The organism is Polyangiaceae bacterium (assembly GCA_015075635.1).
Lineage (GTDB): Bacteria > Myxococcota_A > Polyangia > Polyangiales > Polyangiaceae > JADJKB01.
Genome location: JABTUA010000002.1, coordinates 1602501 through 1625483, shown reverse-complemented (window position 1 = coordinate 1625483; position 22983 = coordinate 1602501). Strand labels below are relative to the sequence as shown.

Annotated in this window: 20 protein-coding genes (1 of these 20 cut by a window edge); 15 read left to right on the top strand and 5 right to left on the bottom strand. The window is 70.3% G+C overall.

Features of this window, described 5'->3' with window-relative positions; genetic code table 11:
* Positions 1-34: 34 nt before the first annotated feature.
* The 4 genes from HS104_23590 to HS104_23575 are packed head-to-tail and all read left to right on the top strand — an operon-like array spanning position 35 to position 7169.
* Positions 35-1723 (top strand): OmpA family protein, encoded by a 1689-nt coding sequence (locus tag HS104_23590; protein ID MBE7482944.1) that lies wholly within the window; start codon positions 35-37, stop codon positions 1721-1723.
* Entirely contained in the window at positions 1716-3479 is a 1764-nt protein-coding gene (locus HS104_23585) for an adenylate/guanylate cyclase domain-containing protein (protein ID MBE7482943.1), read from the top strand. Before HS104_23590 ends, HS104_23585 begins: the two co-directional genes overlap by 8 nt.
* Complete coding sequence (locus HS104_23580) at positions 3472-5754, top strand: FecR domain-containing protein (protein ID MBE7482942.1); 2283 nt, start codon at positions 3472-3474, stop codon at positions 5752-5754. Before HS104_23585 ends, HS104_23580 begins: the two co-directional genes overlap by 8 nt.
* Positions 5751-7169: a serine/threonine protein kinase gene (locus HS104_23575; protein MBE7482941.1), complete on the top strand. Its 1419-nt coding sequence runs from the start codon at positions 5751-5753 to the stop codon at positions 7167-7169. The genes HS104_23580 and HS104_23575 overlap by 4 nt, the downstream gene beginning before the upstream one ends.
* On the opposite strand, the gene mscL is transcribed toward HS104_23575, so the two are convergent.
* On the bottom strand, positions 7166-7567 hold the full coding sequence (mscL, locus tag HS104_23570; GenBank protein ID MBE7482940.1) for a large-conductance mechanosensitive channel protein MscL: 402 nt from the start codon (positions 7565-7567) through the stop codon (positions 7166-7168). The genes HS104_23575 and mscL overlap by 4 nt on opposite strands.
* 84 nt (positions 7568-7651) lie before the next feature.
* Between mscL and HS104_23565 the strand changes: the two genes are divergently transcribed.
* Together HS104_23565 and HS104_23560 are read left to right on the top strand one after the other, a co-directional pair.
* Positions 7652-8524 carry an FHA domain-containing protein gene (locus HS104_23565; GenBank protein ID MBE7482939.1) on the top strand — a complete coding sequence of 291 codons (873 nt, stop codon included), beginning with the start codon at positions 7652-7654 and terminating at the stop codon, positions 8522-8524.
* Between the two features lie 93 nt (positions 8525-8617).
* The gene (locus HS104_23560) at positions 8618-10024 is read left to right on the top strand and encodes an OmpA family protein (GenBank protein ID MBE7482938.1); all 1407 of its coding nucleotides are present in this window, start codon (positions 8618-8620) and stop codon (positions 10022-10024) included.
* 55 nt (positions 10025-10079) lie between these two features.
* On the opposite strand, the gene HS104_23555 is transcribed toward HS104_23560, so the two are convergent.
* Positions 10080-12881 carry a TIGR03960 family B12-binding radical SAM protein gene (locus HS104_23555; protein MBE7482937.1) on the bottom strand — a complete coding sequence of 934 codons (2802 nt, stop codon included), beginning with the start codon at positions 12879-12881 and terminating at the stop codon, positions 10080-10082.
* Positions 12882-13215: 334 nt separating this feature from the next.
* Here HS104_23555 and HS104_23550 point away from each other — a divergent pair, with 334 nt between their 5' ends.
* A complete protein-coding gene (locus HS104_23550) occupies positions 13216-13977 on the top strand; it encodes a hypothetical protein (protein MBE7482936.1) in 762 nt (253 codons plus the stop codon).
* A gap of 76 nt (positions 13978-14053) precedes the next feature.
* Complete coding sequence (locus tag HS104_23545; GenBank protein MBE7482935.1) at positions 14054-14779, top strand: ferredoxin--NADP reductase; 726 nt, start codon at positions 14054-14056, stop codon at positions 14777-14779.
* 1 nt (position 14780) lies between these two features.
* Here the strand turns inward: HS104_23545 and HS104_23540 are convergent, their stop codons facing one another.
* Genes HS104_23540 through fbp form a run of 3 tightly spaced genes read right to left on the bottom strand, consistent with a single transcriptional unit; the run spans position 14781 to position 17554 of the window.
* Positions 14781-15536 (bottom strand): hypothetical protein, encoded by a 756-nt coding sequence (locus HS104_23540; protein ID MBE7482934.1) that lies wholly within the window; start codon positions 15534-15536, stop codon positions 14781-14783.
* 24 nt (positions 15537-15560) lie between these two features.
* Entirely contained in the window at positions 15561-16490 is a 930-nt protein-coding gene (locus tag HS104_23535) for a hypothetical protein (protein MBE7482933.1), read from the bottom strand.
* Between the two features lie 38 nt (positions 16491-16528).
* Complete coding sequence (gene fbp, locus HS104_23530) at positions 16529-17554, bottom strand: class 1 fructose-bisphosphatase (protein MBE7482932.1); 1026 nt, start codon at positions 17552-17554, stop codon at positions 16529-16531.
* A 140-nt stretch (positions 17555-17694) separates the two neighbouring features.
* On the opposite strand from fbp, the gene HS104_23525 reads away from it, so the two are divergent.
* From HS104_23525 to HS104_23495, 7 genes are all read left to right on the top strand, one after another.
* Positions 17695-18609, top strand: coding sequence for a class I fructose-bisphosphate aldolase (locus HS104_23525; protein MBE7482931.1), 915 nt, complete (start codon positions 17695-17697; stop codon positions 18607-18609).
* Between the two features lie 83 nt (positions 18610-18692).
* Positions 18693-20171 (top strand): leucyl aminopeptidase, encoded by a 1479-nt coding sequence (locus HS104_23520; protein ID MBE7482930.1) that lies wholly within the window; start codon positions 18693-18695, stop codon positions 20169-20171.
* A gap of 2 nt (positions 20172-20173) precedes the next feature.
* Complete coding sequence (locus HS104_23515; protein ID MBE7482929.1) at positions 20174-20899, top strand: hypothetical protein; 726 nt, start codon at positions 20174-20176, stop codon at positions 20897-20899.
* Between the two features lie 9 nt (positions 20900-20908).
* The gene (locus tag HS104_23510) at positions 20909-21616 is read left to right on the top strand and encodes a hypothetical protein (protein MBE7482928.1); all 708 of its coding nucleotides are present in this window, start codon (positions 20909-20911) and stop codon (positions 21614-21616) included.
* 10 nt (positions 21617-21626) lie between these two features.
* On the top strand, positions 21627-21809 hold the full coding sequence (locus HS104_23505) for a hypothetical protein (protein MBE7482927.1): 183 nt from the start codon (positions 21627-21629) through the stop codon (positions 21807-21809).
* Positions 21810-21812: 3 nt separating this feature from the next.
* Positions 21813-22733, top strand: a complete 921-nt coding sequence (locus HS104_23500; GenBank protein MBE7482926.1) for a hypothetical protein — start codon at positions 21813-21815, stop codon at positions 22731-22733.
* A protein-coding gene (locus tag HS104_23495; protein MBE7482925.1) for a hypothetical protein crosses the window boundary here: on the top strand, positions 22730-22983 show its 5' portion. It continues 382 nt past the right edge of the window; 254 of the gene's 636 nt are visible here — the first part of the coding sequence; its start codon is at positions 22730-22732; its stop codon lies off the right edge, out of view. The genes HS104_23500 and HS104_23495 overlap by 4 nt, the downstream gene beginning before the upstream one ends.

The window sequence follows — 22983 nt, the reverse complement described above, 5'->3', positions numbered from 1 at the left end:
CACGAGCCGGGGCGCCCACGAGGAGCGCGGACCAATGACACCCAAGCGTCCGATCAGCAGCTTTGTCGCCGCGCTGTGTAGCGCGACGCTCGCGCACGCCGAGCCGAAGATCGCCCTCGATCGCTTCGAGCCCGCACCCGCAGGCGACGCGCTGCTCTCGATCCCGGACTTCGACGCGAAGGGAGCGAAGAAGCTCGCGCTGGCAGGCGTGCTCGCTTACGCGAGTGAGCCGCTCGTGCTGTCCATCGAGCGGAGCGACGGCAGCTCGAGCCGGACGGTCCTCGTCGATCACCAGCTGCTCGCGCACCTCGGGGCGTCGCTGACCCTCGGCCACTGGCTGGTCCTGGACGCGGCGCTGCCGACCGTGCTGAGCCAGGGTGGAGATCCCGGGAGTGCCGGCAGCCTGACGATCGACAGCCCGAGCGGCAGCGACGTCGGCGATCTGCGCTTGGGGGCCCGGTTGGCCCTCTTGCCCCAGCACGGCTTTTCGCCTGGCGCGGCCTTCGCGACCACGCTCTGGTTCCCGACCGCCACCGGAGGTTACGCCGGGACTGGCTCGACGCGCGCGGGCGCCGGAGTGGTGATCGGCACGGACTACCGCCGCTTCTTCTGGCGCACTCAGCTCGGCGCGCGCCAGCGTCAGGCCGACGACGTGTACGCCGGCGTCTTCGGCAGCGAGGCCTTCGGCGCGTTCGCGCTCGGCTATCGCCTCGGGAGCGCTCAGCTCGGAGCGGAGCTGATCGGCGCCACCAGCATGGACGCGGGGGCCGGCTGGTTCGGCGGCAACACGACGCACCTCGAGGCGCTCGGCTCGGCGCGCTATTTCCTCGGCCCCGTCGCGGCCTTCGTGGGCGCCGGTCCCGGTCTCACCCGCGGCGCGGGGACGCCGGCCTTCCGGGTGATTTTGGGCCTCAACGCCAGCTTCGAGCTCGCGTCCCAGGCGCGCGCCTCCAGCGCCGGCGCTGGCACGCCAGGTCCAGGTGCGGGCACGCCGCTCGAGTCGCCCATCCACCCGAGCGGCGCCGTGGCGGATCGCGATCGCGACGGCGTGCCCGACGCCGCCGACCAGTGCCCCGACGTCCCCGGTGAGCCGGACGCCGAGCGTCCCGGTTGCCCGCGGGATCAGGACCGCGACGGCATCGCCGACGCGGTGGATCGCTGCCCGACCGAGGCCGGCGTGGCGAGCGCCGATCCGAACCGCCACGGCTGCCCGCCGGATCGCGACGAGGACGGCATTCCGGACGCGCTCGACGCCTGCGCCGACGAGAAGGGCCCGAAGACCGACGACCCCAAGACCAACGGTTGTCCGCCGACGGTGCGCGTCGTCGGTCAGCAGATCGTGATCATCGATCAGGTGAACTTCGCCACCGGCAGCGACGTGCTCGCCCCCGAGAGCTCCAAGGTGCTCGAGCAGGTGGCGGCGGTGCTCACCGAGCACCCGGAGATCGCGCGCCTGGCGGTCGATGGCCACACCGACGACGTGGGTCAGGACAAGGCGAACCTCGCGCTCTCGCGCCGGCGGGCCATCGCGGTGGTGCGCTGGCTGGTCGGCCGCGGCGTCGACGAACGGCGGCTCGAGGCGCGTGGCTTCGGCCCGCGCCGCCCCATCGCCGACCCGAAGACCGCGGAGGGTCGCGCCAAGAACCGCCGGGTCGAGTTCCAGATCCTCAAGAAGACCGAGCTCGGCGAGCGCGGGTGGAAGGACGGGCCGGTCGATGAGTGACGGCGGGTTCCGCCTCTCGATCCGGCTCAAGGCGGCGGTGCTTTTGGTCGCCATCGCCGCGTTGCCGGCCGCCGTCGTGGCGGAGCGCCTGACCGGGATCAACCGCGGCGCGGTCGAGACCAGCGAGCGGCATCTGCAGGCTTCGGTATTGGCCGAGGTCGCCGCGTCCGTGCTGGCCCGCGTTCGCGCCGTGGAGGCCGACGCGCGCGCCGTGGCGAACGCGCTGACCTTGGCAGCGGCCCGCCCGGGCGTGAGCGAAGACGCGCTGCGCTCCGTGGTGGCGACGCGCACCAGCATCGACGCGGTGCGCTTCGAGGTTCCGAGCGCCAAGACCGATCTCCTGATCAAGAAGCAGGGCGGCGAAGCGCTGGATGCGCCCCATTCGACCGAGGAGACGCGCCGCCAGGCGGACGAGCGCGGCGTCTCGTTCGTGATGACGGGGCCGGGCACGGGCGCCATCGTGGTGCCCGTCGCCAAGGCCGACCCGGCCGGCTCGAGCGGCTACGTCACGGTGCGCGCCGACCTCACGGTGCTGGAGGCAGAGCTGCGCGATCTCGCCGAGACCCGCTTCACGGGAGGTGAAGTCACGTTCCTGGTCGCGGATGGAGCGCGGCGCGCGGTGGCGGCCCACGGCGACGAGACGCTGCGCTCCGGCGCCGACGTCGCCAGCCTCCCGGTCTGGGGCGTCCTGCCCCGCGGCGCGAGCTGGACGACTCGGGTGGCGGTGGTCAGCGGCTTCAGCGCCGGCTCCGCGGCGCAGGTCGGGGGCATCGAGAGCGTGGAGGAGCTGGGCTGGGCCGTCGCGCTCTGGCGACCGGAGCGGGTGGCCTACGCCACCGTCTTCGACATGCAGCGCCAGAGCACCTGGGTCTTGGCGTTCGCCTTGCTCGGGGCGCTGATGGCGGGCTTCGCGGCCGGCGAGCGCGTGACCCGCCCGGTGCTCGGCATCGCCCAGCAAGCGGCGCTGATCGGCCAGCGGCGCTGGGGCGAGGTGCGCGTGGAGTCGAAGCGGAACGACGAGCTCGGCGACCTGTCGCGCAGCATCGGCAAGATGGCCAAGGACCTCGAGACCAGCGAGGCCGAGATCGAGAAGGAGGCCAAGCTGCGCGGTGACCTGAGCCGCTTCATGAGCAAGGAGCTGGTGGAGGCCATCGTGCGCGGCGAGCACCCGCTGGCGCTGGGCGGCACGCGCAGCGAGATCTCGGTGCTGTTCGCCGACGTCGTGGCGTTCACCCCGCTGGCCGAGCGCCGACCCGCGGAGGAGGTCGTCACGCTCTTGAACGAGCTGTTCTCGATGCTGAGCGAGGTCGTGTTCCGACATCATGGCACGGTCGACAAGTTCATCGGCGACTGCATCATGGCGGTGTGGGGCGCGCCCGTGGCGCAGCCCGATCACGCACGCCGTGCCCTGGCAGCGGCCGAGGACATGCTGCGTTTTCTCGAGACGGCGAACCAGGGCTGGAAGACCCAGTTCGGCGTGGAGCTGCGCCTGGCCATCGGCGTCAACTCGGGCGAGGCCATCGTGGGCAACATCGGCTCGGACAAACGCATGGAGTACACGGTGGTCGGCGACGTGGTGAACGTCGCGGCGCGGCTCGAGGCGGTAGCCAAGCCGAACCAGATCTTGGTGGCGGAGCGCACCGCGGAGCTCGCCGGCGACGGCTTCGAGCTTCGTTCGCTCGGACCGCACCAGCTCACGGGCAGGAAGACCGCGACCACGGTCTACGAGCTCGGATTGGACGTGACGGATGGCTAGACGCGCGGGCTTCACGCTGCTGGCGCTGCTCATGTTGGTGGGCTCGGCGCGCGCCGAGGACGCCACCCCGGGGTATCCGGAGCGCGTGCTGCACTGGACGACCAAGAACGCCGAGAGCTGCGAAGACATCGCCAGCGCGCTGTACGGCGCGGCCAAGCACAAACCCCTGATCGAACGCTACAACTCGGTGAGCTGCGCGACCAACAAACCGCTGCCGGATGGGCTCACGCTGGTGGTCCCGGCCAAGGTCACGGATCTGCCGAGCGCCCGCCTGCGCTCGCTCTACCCCGACGTGAAAGCGCGGCCGCCGGGCGGCGCTTGGCAGCCCGCAGCGCCGGGCATGCCGCTCTACAAGAACCACAGCGTCAACACGCTGGACAAGGCCCGTGCGGACATCCTGTTCGTCGATCGCACCCGGGTCGTGCTGGCCGAGCACACGCTGGTCATCATCTACGGAACCGCGAAGAAGACCGCGGTGGCCAAGACGCCGCCGACCGTGGAGCTCGACAGCGGCGAGCTCCAGGCCGGTCTGGCCGCGCTGCGCGGCAAGCCGCTCGAGGTCTCGACTCAGGGTGGCCGCGTGACGGCCAAGTCCCGCGACACGGCGGTGCGGGCCAAGAACAAGCGCGCGACCGTCAGCGTGTTCGACGGCAGCGCGAGCGTCGCTTCGGCGAACAAGAAGGTCGAGGTTCCCCAGAACCACGGCACGGCGTTCGCGGAGAACAAGCCGCCCGAGCCGCCGCGCCCGCTGCCTCCGGCGCCGAAGTGGCTGCCCCAAACGGCCAGCGGCACGCTGCTCGGCGCGCCCGGCAATAACGCGCTGGGCGCGGCCTGGGAGCCCGTGGAGAAGGCGCGCTCGTACCGAGTGGAGCTGGCGAAGGACGCCGCCTTCACCGAGCTTTTGGCGCGCGAAGAAGTGCCCGGCGACGTGCGCTCTTTCCGCGCGGAGCGCCTGCCGCCCGGCGCCTACTACCTGCGCGTGCGCGCCATCGACGGCGACGACTTCCTGGGGCTCGCGGCCGAGACGCGCAGCGTGGTCTTGGCCGACGCGAAGCTCGAGGGCAGCACCGGCAGCGTGGGAGCGGGCGTGATCGAGGCGAGCCCGTACGCCGAGCTCGTGCTCTCGGGCTTCGAGGGGCTCGAGCTGTCGCTCGACGGCGCGCCCTTCGGCAAGGTGCCGGCGCGGGTGGACCTCTTGCGCCTGGCGCCGAAGTCCATCGCGCTCCGGCTGCGCGGGAGCGCGTCGGTCTCGAGCTACCAGCTCCGCTACCGCGAGCCGACTGCGCGCGCCGAAGCGGCGCACGATCCGGCGAGGCAGTCCCTGAAGGTGCGGGCCGAGCTCGGCTCCGTCGAGGGCGTGGACGTCTCGCGTCGCATGGCTCCAGCGGTGCGCTTCCTCTCAGGAGGCAAGTGGCAGCGCGCGGGGCTCGTCGCCGAGAGCGGCGCCTGGGTTGCTCGGTTCGGCGGCGTCGCCAGCGTTCCGGAGCGAGTCGAGGTAGTGGACTCCCGCGGTCGCGTGCTCGCCTCCGTCGCGCCCGAAGCGGCGCCGGCGCCGCCAGCCAGGCCAGCACCGGTCGAGAGCGCACGCGTGCTCGGCGCCAGCGCGCCGTTGGTCCAGCCTTCGCCGGTCAGCGACGTGGTGTGGTGGGCTCCGATCCCGGAGAACGGCGCCGCGGTCAGCGCGACCGGCTACTCGGAAGGTGCGCAGCTCGGCACGCAGCTCGCGACCCGCGCCTCCGGCTCCGTCGGTAGCTTCGGGTTCGACGGCCTGGTGACCACGCGTGAGCTCGACGGCGCGGCCGCCGACGGCAGCGCTTGGCTCACGCTGCGCTGGCGCCCCATCCAGAGCGGTGAGACTCAGCTCGGCCCCGCCGTGCAGCTCGGGCTGCCCATGACGGCCGGGAGCCCGTCGTCGCGCATCGGGCTGGGCTTCGCTGCCGGAGGCTTCTCCGGACGTTGGCACTGGCTCGCCAACCTCGGCGGCCGAGCGCCGCTGGAGTTCTCGTCGGAGCGTCGTCCCGCGCCGGACGCCCAGGGCTTCCTGCTCGGCGGCGCCGGCTACGACCCGACCCCGCTCTGGCGGGCTTACGCCCTGCTCGATGCGCACGCGCTCTCCGATTCGAACGACGAGCTCGCCGGGCGCGGCGGCTTCACCCTCGGCGCCGAGCTCGGCCAGCGCTTCTTCGGCGGGCTCGCGCTCCGCGTGTCGCCCTGGTCGGACGCGGGAGGTCACGTCATGGCTCAGCTCGCCCTGGGCATTCGGGCGCGGCCATGAGCGGCGATCGACCCAAGGGCTTCGAGCCCGTCTCGCAGGAGCGCCGCGCCAAGCAGGAGGCCGAGACGCTGCTCTCGCAGACGGGTGACAGCGTCCCGCCTCCCAGCATCGAGGTAGGCACGGTGCTCGCGGAGAAGTACCGCCTAACCCGCTTCCTGGGCCAGGGAGGCATGGGCAGCGTGTGGTTCGCGGAGCAGGTGCAGCTCGGCGTGCCGGTGGCGGTCAAGATCATGCACTCGTGGGTGGCGGCCCAGCCGGAGTACGTGGAGCGCTTTCGGCGCGAGGCTCGGGCCGCGCTCCTGCTCAGCCATCCGAACGTGGTGCGCGTCATCGATTTCGGACAGCACGAGGCGACCTTCTTCCTGGTCATGGAGCTGATCGAGGGCAAGGCCCTCGACGAGTGGCTGGCGGAGCAGCCCGGGCTGCCGGCGGTCTCCGCCATCGTGCCCATCTGCCTGGACGTCCTCGACGCGCTCGACGCGGCGCACCGTCACGGCATCGTGCACCGCGATCTGAAGCCCGAGAACGTGATCCTCTCGCACGACGCCCAAGGGCGTCAGGTGGCGAAGGTCGTGGACTTCGGCCTGGCGCACGTGGAGGACCCGCGCAAGAACGCTCCAACGCTCACCAAGAAGGACATGGTCGCGGGCACCCCGGCGTACATGAGCCCCGAGCAGAGCCGCTCGCTCTCGGTCGGCCCCAGCACCGATCTCTACGCGTTCGGCTGCCTGCTCACCGAGCTCTTGCAGAAGAAGCCGCCGTTCGAGGCGCCGAGCGCCATCGAGACCATCTCGCAGCACCTGTTCATGCCGCCGCCGTCGCTGGAGCGGCCAGAGGGCGCCGAGCCGGTGCCCCCGCTCCTGGAGAAGCTGCGCCTGGACCTGCTCGCGAAGCACGCGCACCAGCGGCCGCCGGACGCCGCGTCGGTGCGTGCCCGCCTGCTCGAGGCCGTCGATCCCGAGGCCAGCGCCGCGCGTTTGCCGCCGCGCAAGGGCGAGCTGCCGCGCGGCGCGCGCGCGGCGCGCATCCCCGAGTGGAATCAGGCCGCTCCGACCGCGGCCGCCCCGAGCTCGGGCGGCAGCGTGGTGATCGTCGCGCGCGCCGGCTCGCTCTTGGCCGATCCGTCGCTGCTCACCGGGCTCGCGGCGCAGGGGATGACCGCAGCGCACGCCCGCTCGCTCGGCGAGCGCGTCGCCGACGCGGTAGTGTTCGACGCGGGTGACTCGGTGGACGCCGCCGTCGAGGTGCTCGGCTCACGTCCGCCGGGGGCCGTACCAGTGTTGATAGTGCTCGAGCGCGTCGACGCCGCCGCCATGCGGCGCCTGATCGAGGCCGGCGCGGCCGACGTGATCGCCGAGCCCGTGGCGCCGGACACCCTGGCGAAGAAGCTCAAGCGCCTGCTGCGGAGGCGCTAGCTCTTCTCAGCCGGCTGCTTCACCAGCGCGTCGCGGATCTCCGTCAAGAGCTCGACCTCCTTGGTCGGCGGCGGTGGCGGCGGCGGCTCGCTCTTCTTGAGCTTGTTCATGGCCTTGATGGCCATGAAGATCGCGAACGCGACGATCAAGAAGTCGAACACCGTCTGCAGGAACACGCCGTACTTCAGCACTACCGCTGGCTTGTCCCCGGCGGCCTCCCGCAGCGTCGCCCCGAGCGAGGAGAAGTTGACCCCTCCGACGGCGAGGCCGATGGCCGGCATCACGACGTCGTTCACCAGCGAGGTCACGATCTTGCCGAACGCGCCGCCGATGATCACGCCGACGGCCATGTCGACGACGTTTCCCTTGACCGCAAACTCCTTGAACTCTTTGATGATGCTCATGGCGGCTCGGTCCTAGCCCCCTCCGCTGCGCGCTTCAATGGCGCGCTGGCGCCCGGAGTAGTATCAGGGTCACCTCTGATGACCGGTGGCGACCGCCAGGGCTTCGGCACCGCACCCAACGCCCCGTTTTGGCTCGTGTCGGAGCACCGCGCCGTGGGCCTCGTGCCGGGCCGCTATGTCGTCGGTCGCGCGGCCGACGCGGACATCCAGATCGTCAATGACCCGAACGTATCCCGCCGGCACGTGCGCTTGATCGTCACCGCCGACGTGGTCGAGGTGGAGGATCTGGGCAGCAGCAACGGCACCTTCCTCGACGGCAAGCTGGTGCAACACCCGCTGCGGATGCCGGTCGGGGGCAAGCTGCGCGTGGGCGCCGAGGAGTTCGAGCTCCGGCGCCTGCGCCCCGCCCGCAGGCGTCGCGAGTCCCAGACCACTTCCCCGGACATCCCCGCGGCGCGGCCGCCGGTGATCGAAGACGGCTCGGCGCCGGACGCCGCGACGCGCCAGGACACGCCAGTGGACATGGTCTACGACCAAGTCGTCTCGCTCCTGGACAAGGGCCGTGTCGAAGACGCGAAGCGCTTCGTCGATCCGCTCCTCGGACTGCTCGAGCTCGGGCATCGCCCGCTCCAGCCCGCGACCCTGGAACGCGTGGCCGTGCTGGCCCTGGGCCTGGCCGAAGCTTCCCGGGAAGGCCGCTACGCAGACTGGATCATCGCAGAGCATCGGCGGCGCTCGCGGCTGATGAGCCCGCGCACGGCGGATCTGCTCGAACGGGTGCTGTTCGGCGGTGTGTCCATCGATCCGCTCGCCTTCGAGGCCTACCTGAGCGCGATCCAGGAGCTCGGCTTGGCCGGCACGCCGGCCGATGTGGCGCTGGTCGCTCGGATCCGCGAGGCCGCGGAGGCCCGGGGCTTCACCGTTCCAGCGCCGCCCCCCAAGGAGCGCTGAGCGGGGTCGTTTTGACCTGCTCGTTCGATCGGAAGCTGCACCAGGCCGCGCAAATGCGCTAGCGTCCGGCCGCTCAGGGAAAGGAAGAGGGAAATGGCGAAGCGCACTTTGTTGGCTTTGATGGTCGCCGCGACCGGCAGCTGGTCCTCCGCTGCGCTCGCTCAGGCGGCAGCCGAAGGATCCGCATCCACGGGCGAGGGAGTGAGCCTCGAGACGACCTCCGAGGCCGGAGACGACAACTACATCGAGCTCGGGCTGTTCGCCGGCGCTCTGTTCCCCAGCGAGGACCACAACTTCGAAGACTCCAAGACGGAGAGCGGCGCCCGCCCGCACCTGAAGCTCAAGAGCGTCGCGCCGGACTTCGGCTTGCGCGCTGGCTACTACCCGGTGCGCTTCGTCGGCCTCGAGATCGAAGGCGCGTTCATGCCGACCAAGGACGAGAAAGACGGCAAGGCGAACCTCTCTGCCTTCCGCGGCCACCTGGTCGGGCAGATGCCGCTCGGCGGCGTGACGCCGTTCGTGCTGCTCGGCTTCGGGAGCCTCGGGGCCAACAGCGACAGCATGGGCAAGGATCGCGACCCGGCCTTGCACTTCGGCGCGGGCGTGAAGATCCCGGTCAGCCAGTCGCTCGGCATTCGCCTCGACCTGCGCGACAACATGACGCAGAAGGACGGCGGGCCGACCAGCGCTGCGGGTGACGGCGATCAGACGCACCACCCCGAGGTGCTGCTCGGCCTCAGCCTGAAGCTCGGCCTGAGCAAGAAGGAAGCGCCAGCGGTCGCGCCCAAGGACAGCGACGGCGACGGCTTCTTCGATCCGCAGGACAAGTGCCCGACGGTCGCCGGCGTCGCGCCGGACGGCTGCCCGCCGCCGGACTCCGACAAGGACGGCTTCATCGATCCGGAAGACAAGTGCCCGACCGAGCCCGGAATCGCGCCGGACGGCTGCCCCGACAAGGATCCGGACAAGGACGGCATCCTCGACCCCGAGGACAAGTGCCCGAACGAGGCCGGCGTCGCGCCGGACGGCTGCCCCGACAAGGATCCGGACAAGGACGGCATCCTCGATCCGAACGACAAGTGTCCGAAGGAGCCGGAGACCAAGAACAACTACCTGGACGAGGACGGCTGTCCGGACGAGGTCCCGGCGGAGGTCAAGAAGTTCACCGGCGTGATCGAGGGCATCGAGTTCGACACCGGCAAGGCCACCATCCGCCCGAAGTCCACCGCTACCCTGGACGCCGCGGTGAAGGTGCTGACCGACTTCCCGACGGTGAAGCTCGAGATCAGTGGGCACACGGACAACGTGGGCAAGGACGACAAGAACCTGAAGCTCTCGCAGGACCGCGCCGACGCTGTGAAGAAGTACTTCACGGACAAGGGCATCGACGCCTCGCGCATCCAGACCCGCGGCGCCGGACCGAACGAGCCCATCGCGGACAACAAGACCGCGGCGGGCAAGCAGAAGAACCGGCGCACCGAGTTCAAGCTGATCCAGTGAAGGACGGCGCCTGAGCCACGACGGGCGTTCGGGAAACCGAGCGCCCGTCGCGCTTCTAACCCTCGAACGGCACCACCACGGGCGTCTCCGCCACCGGCACCTTGCGGTGTGCAGCGAGTTCCAGCGCCGACCTGCCGCCGCCGGTGAGCGCGGTGCGCACGGCGATGTACGGCACGTCGCCCACCACGGCCCCGACCACCTCGGACACCTTGACCGCGCCGCTCTGCGAGAAGCGCACCTCGACCTCGAGCGGCAGCGAGCGACCCACGATGCCAGCCCGTTCCAGCGCGTCGCCGCCGCCGATGCGGAGGCTCATCACGAAGGCCCGGACGTCCACCATCTTGCCGACGCCTTCGATCTCGCGGCGCACGCGGTGCTCCGTCTTGGCTAGAAACTCCGCGATCTTGGCCTCGAGCTCCGCCCGGCTCAGCGCACCCTCGGCCAGGCCCACGACGTACCGTGCGCCGTCGAGGATGCGGTTCACGCCCGGGTCGTTGGGCCCGAGCAGCGCCGCCCCGATGAACCAGAGCCCCGGAGGAGCCGCCTGGTTCAGGCGCGAGCACAGCTCCGCGGCTTCCGGCGAATCGATCAGCTTCACGTCCACGTATTCGTCCAGGCTCGCGACGCCGAGCGACAGGGCGGGACCGAAGCTCATGTCGGGCTTGGGGTGGTAGCCGGCGGTGTAGTGGGTCTTGATGCCAGCGCGGCGGATGACCCGCGGCAGCTCGCGGATCAGGTCCAGGTGCCCGAGCAGCGCCAGCGGGCCGGTCTTCGCGAAGGACAAGCGCCAGCGCTCGGGCGGGTTGCCCGGGCGCACGGGCCGGAAGGCCTCGGGTTGCTGCTTGCGCCGCTCGGCGTTCGAGATCAGCGGCAGACGCGTCTGCGCCCGCGGTTCGAGCGCGCTCATCTCGCGCAGAAACTCGATGCGCTCGTCCCGCATCGCCGTCAGATCGCAGGCGACGCCGCAGTCGTAGCAGACCAAGCGGCGCTGATCGGCGCTGGCGTCGGTCACGTTGTCGTGGTGGACGAACATGCCCTTGGCCTTCCCGCAGGGGGGGCTCAGCCGGCTGTGCAGGCTCTTCCGGTACTCCCGGGCGAGGAAGCCGTCTTCGAGACCGACGTCCACGTGATCCCAGGGCAGGCGCGCGCCCACCGGCAGCGTGCCCAGGTAGCGGGCTTCGTCCACGCCGAACGCGCGGAAGGCGTCGCGCCACAGCTCCAGCTGCACGCGACCTTCCCAGCTGTCGAAGCGGGCGCCGGCCCGGTACGCGTGCTCGATCACGGGAGAGAGGCGGCGATCACCCCGCGCGATCACCGCCTCGAGGAAGCTCGAGCTCGGCTCGTGCATGCGCAGCTTGAGCCCGCGGGCGTCCCGCGCGGCGTCGCGCAGGAGCTGTTGCTTGTGGGCGATGGCGTCCGGCGTGTCCATGGCGCACCACTGGAACGGCGTGTGGGGCTTCGGCACGTGGACGCTGACGCTGACGGTGACCTTGGGCCGGGCTCCGAGCCGCTTGCCCACGCCGAGGGCGTTCTTGCCGACCTCGACGATGCCGAGCACGTCCTCGTCCGTCTCGGTGGGCAGCCCGCAGATGAAGTAGAGCTTCATCTTGTCGAAGCCCCGCGAGAACACCCGCTCGGCCGTCTCGAGCAGCTGCGCCTCGGTCACGTTCTTGTTGATGACGTCGCGCATGCGCTGCGTGCCTGCCTCCGGCGCGAAGGTCAGGCCCGTCGCCCGCACCTGCCGCATGTCGTCGAGCAAGTCCTCCGCCAGCCCGTACGCGCGCAGCGACGCGACCCCCAGGCTCACTCGCTCCGGTGCGGTCTTCTTCGCCAGGTCGCGGATCAAGGGCGAGATGGCGCTCACGTCCGCGGTGGAGAGCGCAGTCAGGCTCACTTCGTCCTGACCGCTCTTCTCGAGCGCGCGCTGGACGGTGCGCACGACCTCGCCGGGGTCACGCTCGCGCACCGGCCGGTAGATCATGCCGGCCTGGCAGAAGCGGCAGCCCTCGGTGCAACCGCGGGCAACCTCGATGCTCATGCGATCGAAGATCGCCTCCGGCCCGCCGACGGGGCCGTCGTCGGGGAAGGGGAACGCGTCCAGATTCGGCAGGACGCGGCGCTCGATGGGGAAAGGCACCGGGTAGGGAGCGCCGGTCTCGGGATCGAGCGCGGGCCCGGTCACGACCTCGAGCCCGGTGTCCGCGTCGACGGCGGTCGCGTAGAGCGACGGCACGTACACGCCCGCCAGGTTGGCGAGGCGCAAGAGCCTGGCTCGGCGGCTCAGGCCCTCGCGCTTGCCGCGGGTCCAGGCGAGCGCGATCTCGGTGGCGGCCTCCTCGCCGTCGCCGATCAGGAGCGCGTCGAGGAAGTCGGCCATCGGCTCGGCGTGGGTCGCCACCGGCCCTCCGGCCACCACCAGCGGATGGTCCTCGCCACGCTCGGCGCTCCGGAGCGGGATGCCGCCCAGGTCGAGCATGGTCAGGATGTTCGTGTACGTGAGCTCGTACTGGAGGGAGAACCCCACCACGTCGAACTCCGAGAGCGGGCGCCCGCTCTCCAGCGACACCAGCGGCAGCTCGCGCGCGACGAGCTCGCCTTGCATGTCGAGCCACGGCGTGTAGCAGCGCTCCGCCAGCGTGCGCGGATCGTCGTTCAGGATCTTGTACAGGATGCGGTAGCCCAGGTGGCTCATCCCGATGTCGTAGACGTCGGGGAACGCCAGGCAGATCCGCGCCTCGACGGCGTCCCAGTCCTTCCGCCGGCTGCCGTGCTCGCGACCGGTGTAGCGGGTGGGCTTCTCCACACGCTGCAGGAACGCGGCGTAGGGGTGGTCGAGCAAGGCGGTCACGGACCTCAATACCTAGGGTTTGTCGCCGCCTCGGGGTAGCCCCCGTGGCGTTCGAGTCCGGGCTGCGTAGCCCAGTTCGCACGAAAAGCCAGAAAAACCGCTGAATCTGCCCGCGGGCCGGCTCGTCTTTCGTACGAAAGCAGGGGTGGTCACGCCCCTTTCTGACGTATACGGCCGAGTGGGAAAGACCAATCCGCTCTGAGATCGGGCTTTCTCGGCCCGCAGCAAATTGGGCCGTTCGAACCACTAGCGGGGATGATCTCGCGAAACTAGCCGGCGCACTGATCCATCCAACGGCAAACCCATTCGAGCGCCGGACATTCAAGTACCAGGAGGAAGCAGAATGATTCGTCGTATTTCTTCAGTTGCCTTGGGGCTCGCATTCACGTTGACCGCAGCCGGCGCGCTCGCCCAGGAAGGCGAAGGCGGCGGTGAGGAGAAAGCGGCGGACGCGCCCGCGGGCGGCGAAGAAGCGCCGGCCGGCGGCGACGCAGCCGCGGGTGGCGAGGCGAAGGCGGGCGGAGCCGTCGACACCAGCGCTCCTCCGGACGCCGGTGGGAAGATCAAGCTCGGGTTGCGCCTGGGCTACGAGCTCCCGATGGGTGACTCCGCCAAGGACGTCAAGCTCAGCGACAGCGTCAGCGGCGGTATCCCGATCTGGCTCGACCTCGGCTACATGGTCACGCCGAACATCATGGTCGGTCTGTACGCCTCGTACGCCATCTTGATGCTCAACTCTGACATCAAGGACGCCTGTGACGCGGCGAGCGTGGACTGCTCGGCGAGCCAGCTGCGCTTCGGTCTTCAGGGCCAGTACCACCTGTCGCCCGGCGAGTCGATGAACCCCTGGTTCGGTCTGGGCGTCGGCCTGGAAATGGTCGATCAGAAGGCCGGCGACACGAAGTCGGGCGTGAGCGGCCTCGAGTTCGCGACCCTGATGGCAGGCGCGGACTTCAAGGTCGCCGACAACATCGGCGTGGGCCCGTTCCTGAACTTCTCCATCGGCCAGTACTCCAAGGTCACCGGCGACAACGAGGGTGACATCGAGGACAAGGCCATGCACCAGTGGCTGACCATCGGCGTCAAGGGCACGATCGGGTTCTGATACCCGCTCGGTCCTGAACCACGCGCGAGAGCGCCGTCCCGCTGGTCGGGGCGGCGCTTTCGTGTATTTGAGGTGCATGAGCGCCTGGCTGGATACCAAGATCGCCGAACGCCACGAGTGGGCGCCCGGCCTGGCCACGCTGAAGCTCGAGGGCAGCCTGTCGCCCTTCGAGGCCGGGCAGTGGGCGAACATCTCCCTCGAGATCGACGGCGAGCGCGTGCGCCGCGCCTACTCGCTGGCGTCCGCGCCGGGAGCGCCGCCGGAGCTGTTCGTCACGCTGGTGGCGGGCGGGCGCTTCTCGCCGCGGCTGTTCGAGCTTCGCCCCGGCGATCCGCTCCAGATCGAGAAGCAGCCGCAGGGTTTCTTCACGCTGAGGTGGCTGCCGCCCGCGAAGGAGCTCTGGCTCCTCGCCACGGGCACCGGCCTCGCTCCCTTCGTGTCCATGCTGCGCTCCGGCGAGGTGCTCGCGCGCTTCGAGCGCGTCGTGGTGGTCCACGGCGCGCGCACGCTCGGCGAGCTGGCGTATCGGGACGAGCTCGCCCGGCTGCCGGTCGGCTACGTCGCCGCCGTCACCCGCGAGCCCGGCGCCGAGGGAGTCTCTCACGGCCGCATCACGACGCTGCTCTCGAGCGGCGCGCTCGAAGAGGCCGCCGGCCTCGCGCTCGACCCGGAGCGCTCTCACCTGATGCTCTGCGGAAACCCGCAGATGATCGAAGAGGTGAGCGAGCTGCTCGCGCCGCGCGGCTTCCGCAAGCACCGACAGCGCAAGCCCGGGCACCTGACGGCGGAGAGCTTCTGGTGACTCAAATCACCGGCCGGCGCGTGCTGGCGATGGCGCTCCAGGTGTCGTCCTTCTGAGTCTCGGCCACGCGGACGATCTGCACGTGCAGGATCACGCGCGTCACCTTGGAAGTGACCACCAGCCGCGGCCGGCGATTCATGTCCAGCGTCTGGAACACCGCCTCGGAGCCCGGCGTCGGCAGCGGAAAGGTGAGCTCGTTGTTGTCGTTCACGCGGCGCTGCCCGCCCACCAGCTGTCCTCCCAGGAAGCCGTGCTTCTTGTCGCTCTGGCCCGTGGCCAGGTCGATGACGTCCACGCACACCAGCATCGGATCGAGGGCGTAGACGCGGTTCTTGGTCCAGACCTCGTAGGCAGGCGGCGCGCGCTTCGCAGAGGAAGCCGAGAGCTTGCGTACTTCCACCTCGATCGGAGGGCGCTCGACCTTCGGCGCGGCGACCGGGGAGGAGGGCTCCGGAGCCGCCACGCGCCCCCGCAGATCGAAGTCCGGCGGCGGCCCGATGTGCGTCTTCTCGAGCGCGTGCACCGGTGGCTTCGACGGCTTCCTGGGCTTGGGCGCCGGGGACTGCTCCTCCACCGTGCGCTCGACCTCCCACTCCGGCGGGATCTCCGCGTCTGGTGAGGTGTTCACCTCCCAGCCGATCGGCGTGCCCACCATCGTCGACTCCCCCTCCCAGCCCGGCGGTGCGCCGCCGACGTGCGTCGCCTCCGGGTCCTGCATGGGCAGCGTCTTCATCTTGTTCTTGCGACGCTCGCTCACCCCTACCGTCCTCTCCCCGACGCTTCAGTCGATCACGATGCCCAGCGAAAATCGCCCCATCAGGTAGACCGGGTGGAAGCCGCCGTTCAGGTCGGCCAGCTTGCTGGTGTTCCGGTCCATCGAGATCAAGAGCTGCCCGTCGCAGCCGGAGGTCGTGGCGTCCGTCTTGGGCGTCGCCGGCGGCGTCGGGTAGCAGCGCTCTTCCTTGTTCAACTCCACACCCAAGCCGATGCCCGCCGAGAGCGTGAAGAACCCCCAGCGCGAGTGAGAGCCGAAGAAGCCGTACAGGTGTCGCTCCGTGTGCTCGACCGCGTCGATGTCGCCCGCGTCGTCGCTAGTCCGGTACTCGTAGCCGTAGTTGGTGAGGATCACGCGCAGCACGTTGCCCTCGAAGGGTTTGCCCTCGAGCCAGAAGCCCAGGCCGAACGCCGCGCCCGCCATCGAGCCGATGCCGTTCGAATGTTGCGTCAGCTCCTCGTCGATGCCGCGGAAGTTGATCACCGGCGGCTGCTCGTTCACCACGAACACCGGGACCAGCTCGAAGCTCATGAAGTCGAGCAAGCCGACCTCGAGCTCGAGGCCGAGCCGCCCTTGCAGGAGCCAGTTGAAAGGATCGATCCGGAACGAGAGCGGCGGCACCTCGAAGCCGCTGTCGGGCTTCCTCGGCGGCGGCGGCGGAGGGCCGCCGTAGTAGCCGCCCTGTTGCCCGTAGCCCTGCTGCCCGTAGCCGGGAGGCGGCGGCTGCCCGTAGCCTGGCTGTTGTCCGTAGCCGGGTTGCTGTCCGTAGCCGGGTTGCTGTCCGTATCCCGGAGGCGGCGGTTGCCCGTAGCCGGGAGGCGGCGGTTGCCCGTAGCCCGGAGGTGGCGGTTGTCCGCCGTATTGCGCGCCGGCGGACGAGGAAGCCAAGAGGACGGCGAGCAGACTCGCGCTCGCGGTCGCGACCGGAAGACGCATGCCCCAAGTGTATCAGGGTCTCGGGCGCTGGGGAGTGGTCAGGCCTCGTTCCCGGCGAATCGCTCGAAGGTTTCCACGTCGGTCTTGGAGCCGATGATCAGCGGTACCCGCGCGTGGAGCTCGCTCGGGACCACGTCGAGGACTCGCCCCCGGCCGGTGATGGCGCGGCCGCCGGCGGCCTCGAAGATCATCGCCATCGGGTTGGCCTCGTACAAAAGCCTGAGCTTGCCCTTCGGGCTCTTGGTGTCCGCCGGGTAGGCGAAGATGCCACCTTTGATCAAAGTGCGGTGGGCGTCGGCGACCAGCGAGCCGACGTAGCGGTGCGTGTAGGGGCGCCCGTCGGCCTTGTCTTCTTCCTTCATGTGGCTGGCCCAGCGCTTCACGCCGTCGGTCCAGCGGGCGTGGTTGCCTTCGTTCACGGAGTAGATGTTGCCGCGCTCGGGGCAGCGCATGTTCTCGTGCGAGAGGAAGAACTCACCTGCCGCAGGGTCCCAGGTGAAGCCGTGCACGCCCTTGCCGGTGGTGAGCACCAGCACCGTCGAGGTGCCGTAGATGACGTAGCCGGCGGCGGCGTAGTCCTTGCCCGACACCAGGAAGCTGCCCTCGGTGATCGGCTTGTCCCGGTCGGCGCGCAGGATGCCGAAGATGGTGCCGATCGACACGTCCACGTCGATGTTGCTGGAGCCGTCGAGCGGATCGACCACGACCAGGTAGCCGCCGCGCGCCTCGGGGAAGATCACCGCGTGGTCGAGCTCCTCGCTCGCGACGCCCATGCAGTGCCCGCGCCGCCGGAGCACGTTGAGCACGATCTCGTTGGCGATGACGTCGAGCTTCTGCACGCTCTCGTTCTGCACGTTGGTCTCGCCGGTGTAGCCGAGCACGTCCGCAAGTCCTGCACTGCGGACGCGACACGTGATCAGCTTCGCCGCCAAGCTGATCTGGTTGAGCACCGAGGTGAACGTCCCGGTCGCGCCGGGAACCTGGAACATGCCTTCGAGCACGAAGGTCTCGAGCGTGGCGCCCGCCTTCGACGCGTCCGGGGGGCTCCAAGAGGTCTGGGTCATGGCGCTCCTTCTTCTCCTCGTACGACCTCGGTTGAAAGGCCGACGATAAGGATCTACGTTCCGGGCCCGCATTCAAGCGGGCAAGCCTCGGCAGTCCCGCCGGGCCGCGCTGAATTTGCATCAGCGAAGGGGAAAACGACATGGCCACCGACCGCGTGAAGGAAATCCTCTCCTGGTATGGCTCGGACAACCCGGGCACGAAGACCAACATCGCGCGCCTCTTGAACACGGGCGCCCTGGCCGGAACCGGCAAGCTGGTCATCCTGCCCGTGGACCAGGGCTTCGAGCACGGCCCGGTGCGTTCGTTCGCGACGAACCCCGACGCGCACGACCCAGAGTACCACTTCCGCCTCGGCATCGACGCCGGCTGCAACGCCTACGCCGCTCCGCTCGGTTTCCTCGAGGCCTGCGCCGACAAGTTCGCGGGGCAGATCCCGCTCATCCTCAAGCTGAACAACAGCGACTCGCTCTCCAAGGTCGAGCCCTGCTCGGCGCTCACCGCGACGGTCGACGACGCGCTGCGCCTCGGTTGCGTCGGCATCGGCTACACCATCTACCCCGGCTCCGGTCTGCGCAACACGATGTACCAGGATCTGAAGGAGCTCACCTACGAGGCGAAATCGAAGGGGCTCGCCGTGGTGACCTGGGCCTACCCGCGCGGTGAAGGCCTGAGCAAGGACGGTGAGACTGCCATCGACGTCGCGGCGTACGCGGCGCACATCGCGGCGGAGCTCGGCTCGCACCTGATCAAGATCAAGCCGCCCACCGCGCACATCGAGCAGGCCGAGGCCAAGAAGGCCATCGAGAAGGCGAAGATCCCCGTGGCCACGCTGGCCGAGCGGGTGCGCTACTGCGTGCAAGCGGCCTTCGGTGGCAAACGTATCGTGATCTTCTCGGGTGGCGCCGCGAAGGGCACCGACGAGGTCCTGGACGAGATCCGTCAGATCAACGCCGGCGGCGGCTTCGGCTCCATCGTCGGGCGGAACGCCTTCCAGCGCCCACGCGCCGAGGGCATCGACCTCTTGAAGAAGATCATCGCCATCTACAAGGGCTGAAGGCTCGGCCCGCAAAGCCTGCTTGAAGCTCCTCGGCCTGGGGTGGCACTATCTCGCCCCCCGCCAGAGGAGACATCGCGAACATGGCTTTGCACATTCAGACAGCTTCGGGTGATCCGACCAGCGCCGCAGTCGATCTGCTCGCCGTGCTCGTCACGGAGGGAGGCCTCGACAAGCAGAAGGTCGTCGCCGACCTCGACCGTGCGCTGGGGGGCGCGCTGCTCGAGCACGCGAAGCTGGCTGACTTCGCCGGCAAGGCCGACCAAGCGTTGGACCTGCCCAGCATGGGTCGCGTCAAGGCACGTCGCGTGTTGCTCCTCGGCACCGGACCGAAACGCGCCCACGAGCCCGCACGGCTCAGGGCCTGCGCCGCGGCGGCCACCCGCGCCGCGCAAGGCGCGAAGGCCAAGAGCCTCGCCCTGGTGTTGCCGGCGGAGGGCGTCGACCTGCGCGTCGTCGCCGAAGGCGTCGGGCTCGGTGCCTACCGCTTCACCAAGTACATGACCGGCGATCGCGTCCCCAAGACCGACGTCAAGGACGTGAAGCTCTTCGTCCACAAGCAGGCGCAAGCGGACAAGAGCGCCATCGAGCTCGGGTTGAAGATCGCCCACGCCATCTGCCTCGCCCGCGACGCGGTGAACGAGCCGCCGAACGAGCTGAACCCCGAGGCGCTCGCGCAGATCGCCCGGGGGCTGGCCAAGAAGAACGGCCTGGGCATCAAGGTGCTGGACAAGAAGGGCATCGCCGCTGCCGGCATGAAGCTGCACTACGCGGTGGGCCAGGGCAGCGCCAACGAGCCGCGCTTCATCCACCTCTCCTACGTGCCCAAGAAGCCGAAGAAGAAGCTGGTCTTCGTCGGCAAGGGCCTGACCTTCGACTCCGGCGGTCTGTGCATCAAGCCTGCGCCCGGCATGGGCGAGATGAAGACCGACATGGGCGGAGCCGGCGCCGTGCTGGGCCTGATGGCCGCGGTGGCCGCGCTCAAGCCGCAGGTCGAGGTGCACGGCATCGTCGGCGCAGCGGAGAACATGCCCGACGGCGAGGCCTACCGCCCCGGCGACGTCTTCGGCTCGCTCGACGGCAAGACGGTGGAGATCGTCAACACCGACGCAGAGGGGCGCTTGGTGCTCGCGGACGCGCTGACCTATGCCTCGCGGCTCTCGCCGGACTTGCTCGTAGACGCCGCGACGTTGACCGGCGCGTGCATCGTCGCGCTGGGCAAGAACTGCTCGGCCTTCTACGCCACCGAGGACAAGAACGCGCGCGAGCTCGAGGTGGCGGCAAAAGAGGCGGGCGAGCAGTTCTGGCGCATGCCGCTCCTCGACGACCTGAAGGAGGGCCTGAAGAGCGACGTCGCGGATCTGAAGCACACCGCCGACCGTTGGGGCGGTTCCATCACCGCTGCGCTCTTCCTTCGGGAGTTCGTCGGCAAGACGCACTGGATCCACTGCGACGTCGCCGGTCCGGTGCTGGCCGACGCGGCGAAGGGCGCCTATCCGAAGGGCGCGACGGGTCACCCCGTGCTCACGTTCTTGAAGATGGTCGAGCACGCCGCGCGCTGAGCATGCGCCGCGCTGCCGCTCTCGCGCTCGGCCTTTGCGCCGTGCTGGTGGCGCGTGAGGGTGACAGCCATCTCCGCTTTCCCACCGTGAAGGCCGAGCGCTGGATCGAGCTGCGCCTCGCCGAGGAGCCGATTCGCATCGGCTACCGCGTGGGCTTCGGGGCCAGCCTGGCGGGCGAGCTGAGAAAGAGCGCGGATCGCGACGGAGACTTCCAGGTCAGCGCGGCCGAGGGCAACGCGGCCCTGGACGCGCGCACCGCCGCGCTCCTCGGAGCGCTCTCGGTCTGCACGGGTCCAACCCTCGGGCGCGTGTCCTGCCGGCGCCTCGGGCCGCGCGACATCGAGCGCGTCGAGGCCGAGGGCTGGACGCCGGGTCCGAGCGGCCACCTGCACTTTTCGTGGACGCTGCGCTTGCGGGAGCACGCCCGCGAGATCGGCGCCATTCGTCTGGAGGACGCCTACGACGTGCCGGGCGTCGAGATCAGCGACGTCCAGATCGACCGACCGCCCCACTCCCCGCTCAAGCGCGCCGGCGACGCGGCCATGGCCGCGGGCGTCGCGGAGCGCTTCAACTGGGTCGAGCGCCTGCGCGAGCCGGGGCCGAGGGTCGTGGTCGCGGCGTGGACGCCACCGAAAAGCCGGGGTCCGGCGCTCTGGCTCGCCGCCACCTGCGTGGTCATCGGCGGCCTGGTGGTCTGGCTGTTCTGGCGTCGCGGGAAATTGAGGTAGCCTTCCGGCATGGCCGTCGCGAACGCGGAGCGCGTCGCCTCGCTGTCCGCGCGCTCCAACATGTTGCTCCCCGGCCTCCTGGCCTGGGTGGCCACCGTGGGCGTACCGGCCTTCGAGCGCGGCGTCGGCGCTGGCACGCGTCTGGCTGCCGGGGCCGCGCTCGTGGCGATGGTAGCGGGTCCGCTCGCCACCGGCGCCTACCCGCGCCTCGGCCGCGCCGTGGGCATCCACGTCACCATGGCCCTCTGCCTAGTCACCTGGCTCTCCCTCGGACCCTCCATCAGCGTGCAGCACCTCGAGCCCGTGCGAGCCGCCATCGGGGTCGTGGCCTGGGTGCTGTTCGCCTTCGGCTGGGGCGCGGTTCGGGCCCCCGGGATCCCGGAGGACGACCCGCGGGCCATCCTGGGCGCGCCCCTGCCCGCCCGGAGCCAGCTGCCCGCCTTCGCAAGCGTGATCTTCGCGATCGGGCTGCTCGGGGCGGCGTCGACGCTGTTCGCCGCCTGGCGCGTGGCGCGCCCGAGCCACGCGCTGCTCTCCCACTCCGCCGCCATCGTGTGTGCCATCGCGCTCACGGTCAGCGCGGCGAAAGTCGCCGTCGATCGCCAGGACTGGCGCCCGCTCACGCCGCCGACGGCGCGGCTGGGAGCGGCCGTTCGTCCGCTCACGCTGCTGGCCATCGCGCTGATCCTGCGCTTCGCGTGGATGCTGGTCGAGTAGAGTCTGCACCGTGGCCCGCGCCGTCGACGTCATCAGTGTCCTGCTCCTCTGCGCCGCGGCCGGGGCGTTCACCATGGGGGTGAGCGCGCTGGGCGATCGACGCGACCTGGACGCCCTCTACTGGCTGGTGGTGGGCGGGCTGGTGCTGCGCGCGGCGACGGACATGCTGCGCCCGAAAGGCGCGTCTCGCTGAGCCATGCGACGCCTCGTGCTCTTCGGTGCCATCGCGCTCGCCTGCACTGCGGAGCGAGACGCCACGCGCAGGGCGGAGGTCGCCACGCTGCCGGACGGCGTCGCCGCGCGCGTGGGGGACGACGACATCTCGGCGGAGCTCGTCGCGCGAGTGGCCGCCGCGCAGAGCGTCAGCCCTGCGGAGGCGCGCGAGCGCTTGGTGTCCGACGCGCTGTTCGCCGCCCACGCGCGCCGGGTGCTCGCCGGCACGGGCCAGATCGAGAGCGCCGAGCGCTCGGCCTTGGCCCGCGCAGTACTCGAAGAGATCCGGCACGAAGCCGAGGCCGCGGGCCCGCCCAGCGACGCCGAGGTCGAGGAGGTCACCGCGCTGCGTTGGCTCGACTTCGCGCGTCCGGCGCTGGTGCGGACCGTTCACGCGGTCGTGCTCGACGACGCGCCGAAGAAGAGCGAGAAGACCCGGCGCGTCGCCGAGCGGATCCACGAAGCGGTGAGCGGCGTGACGGACGCCGAGACCTTCGAGGCGAAGGTCAAGGCGGTGGACGCCGAGGGCCTGAAGACCAAGGTCGAGCACCTGCCGCCGGTGGCGCTGGACGGGCGCAGCGGCGATCCGAAGCAGCCTCCGACGGCCGAGGTCGCGCGCTTCGAGGTGGACTTCACGCGAGGGGCCCACGCCATCCGAGAGGTGCCGGGAACTAGCGGGGTGGTCGAGACGCGCTACGGGCTCCACGTGATCCTGGCCCTGGAGCGCCTGCCGGAGAAGACGGTCCCGCTCGAGGAGCGCCGGCTGGTGATGCGGCGAGAGATCATCGATCGGCGCGCGCGCAAGCGACACCAGTCCATCCTGGAGGCGGTCAACCAGGCCACCCCGGTGATGCTGGACCGCGGAGCGAACGAGCTCCTGGCCCGAGTCCGGATCGGCGAATGAGCGTTCGGCGTCGCGCCAGCGCGATACGCGACCAGGACGCGACGCCGTTCAGCGCGGTGCTCCTTCAGCTTTGCGACGGCACTGGCGCGCACGGCGGAGCGCTCGTCGACACGCAGGGCGAGACCGTGGACTACGCAGGTGCGATCGACCCCTACGAAATCAAGGTCGCTGCGGCCGAGTGGAGCTTGGTGCTCCGCGCGCTCGGCGCGAGCTCGATCCCGGGTTGGCCCGAGACGCGCCAGGTCATCGT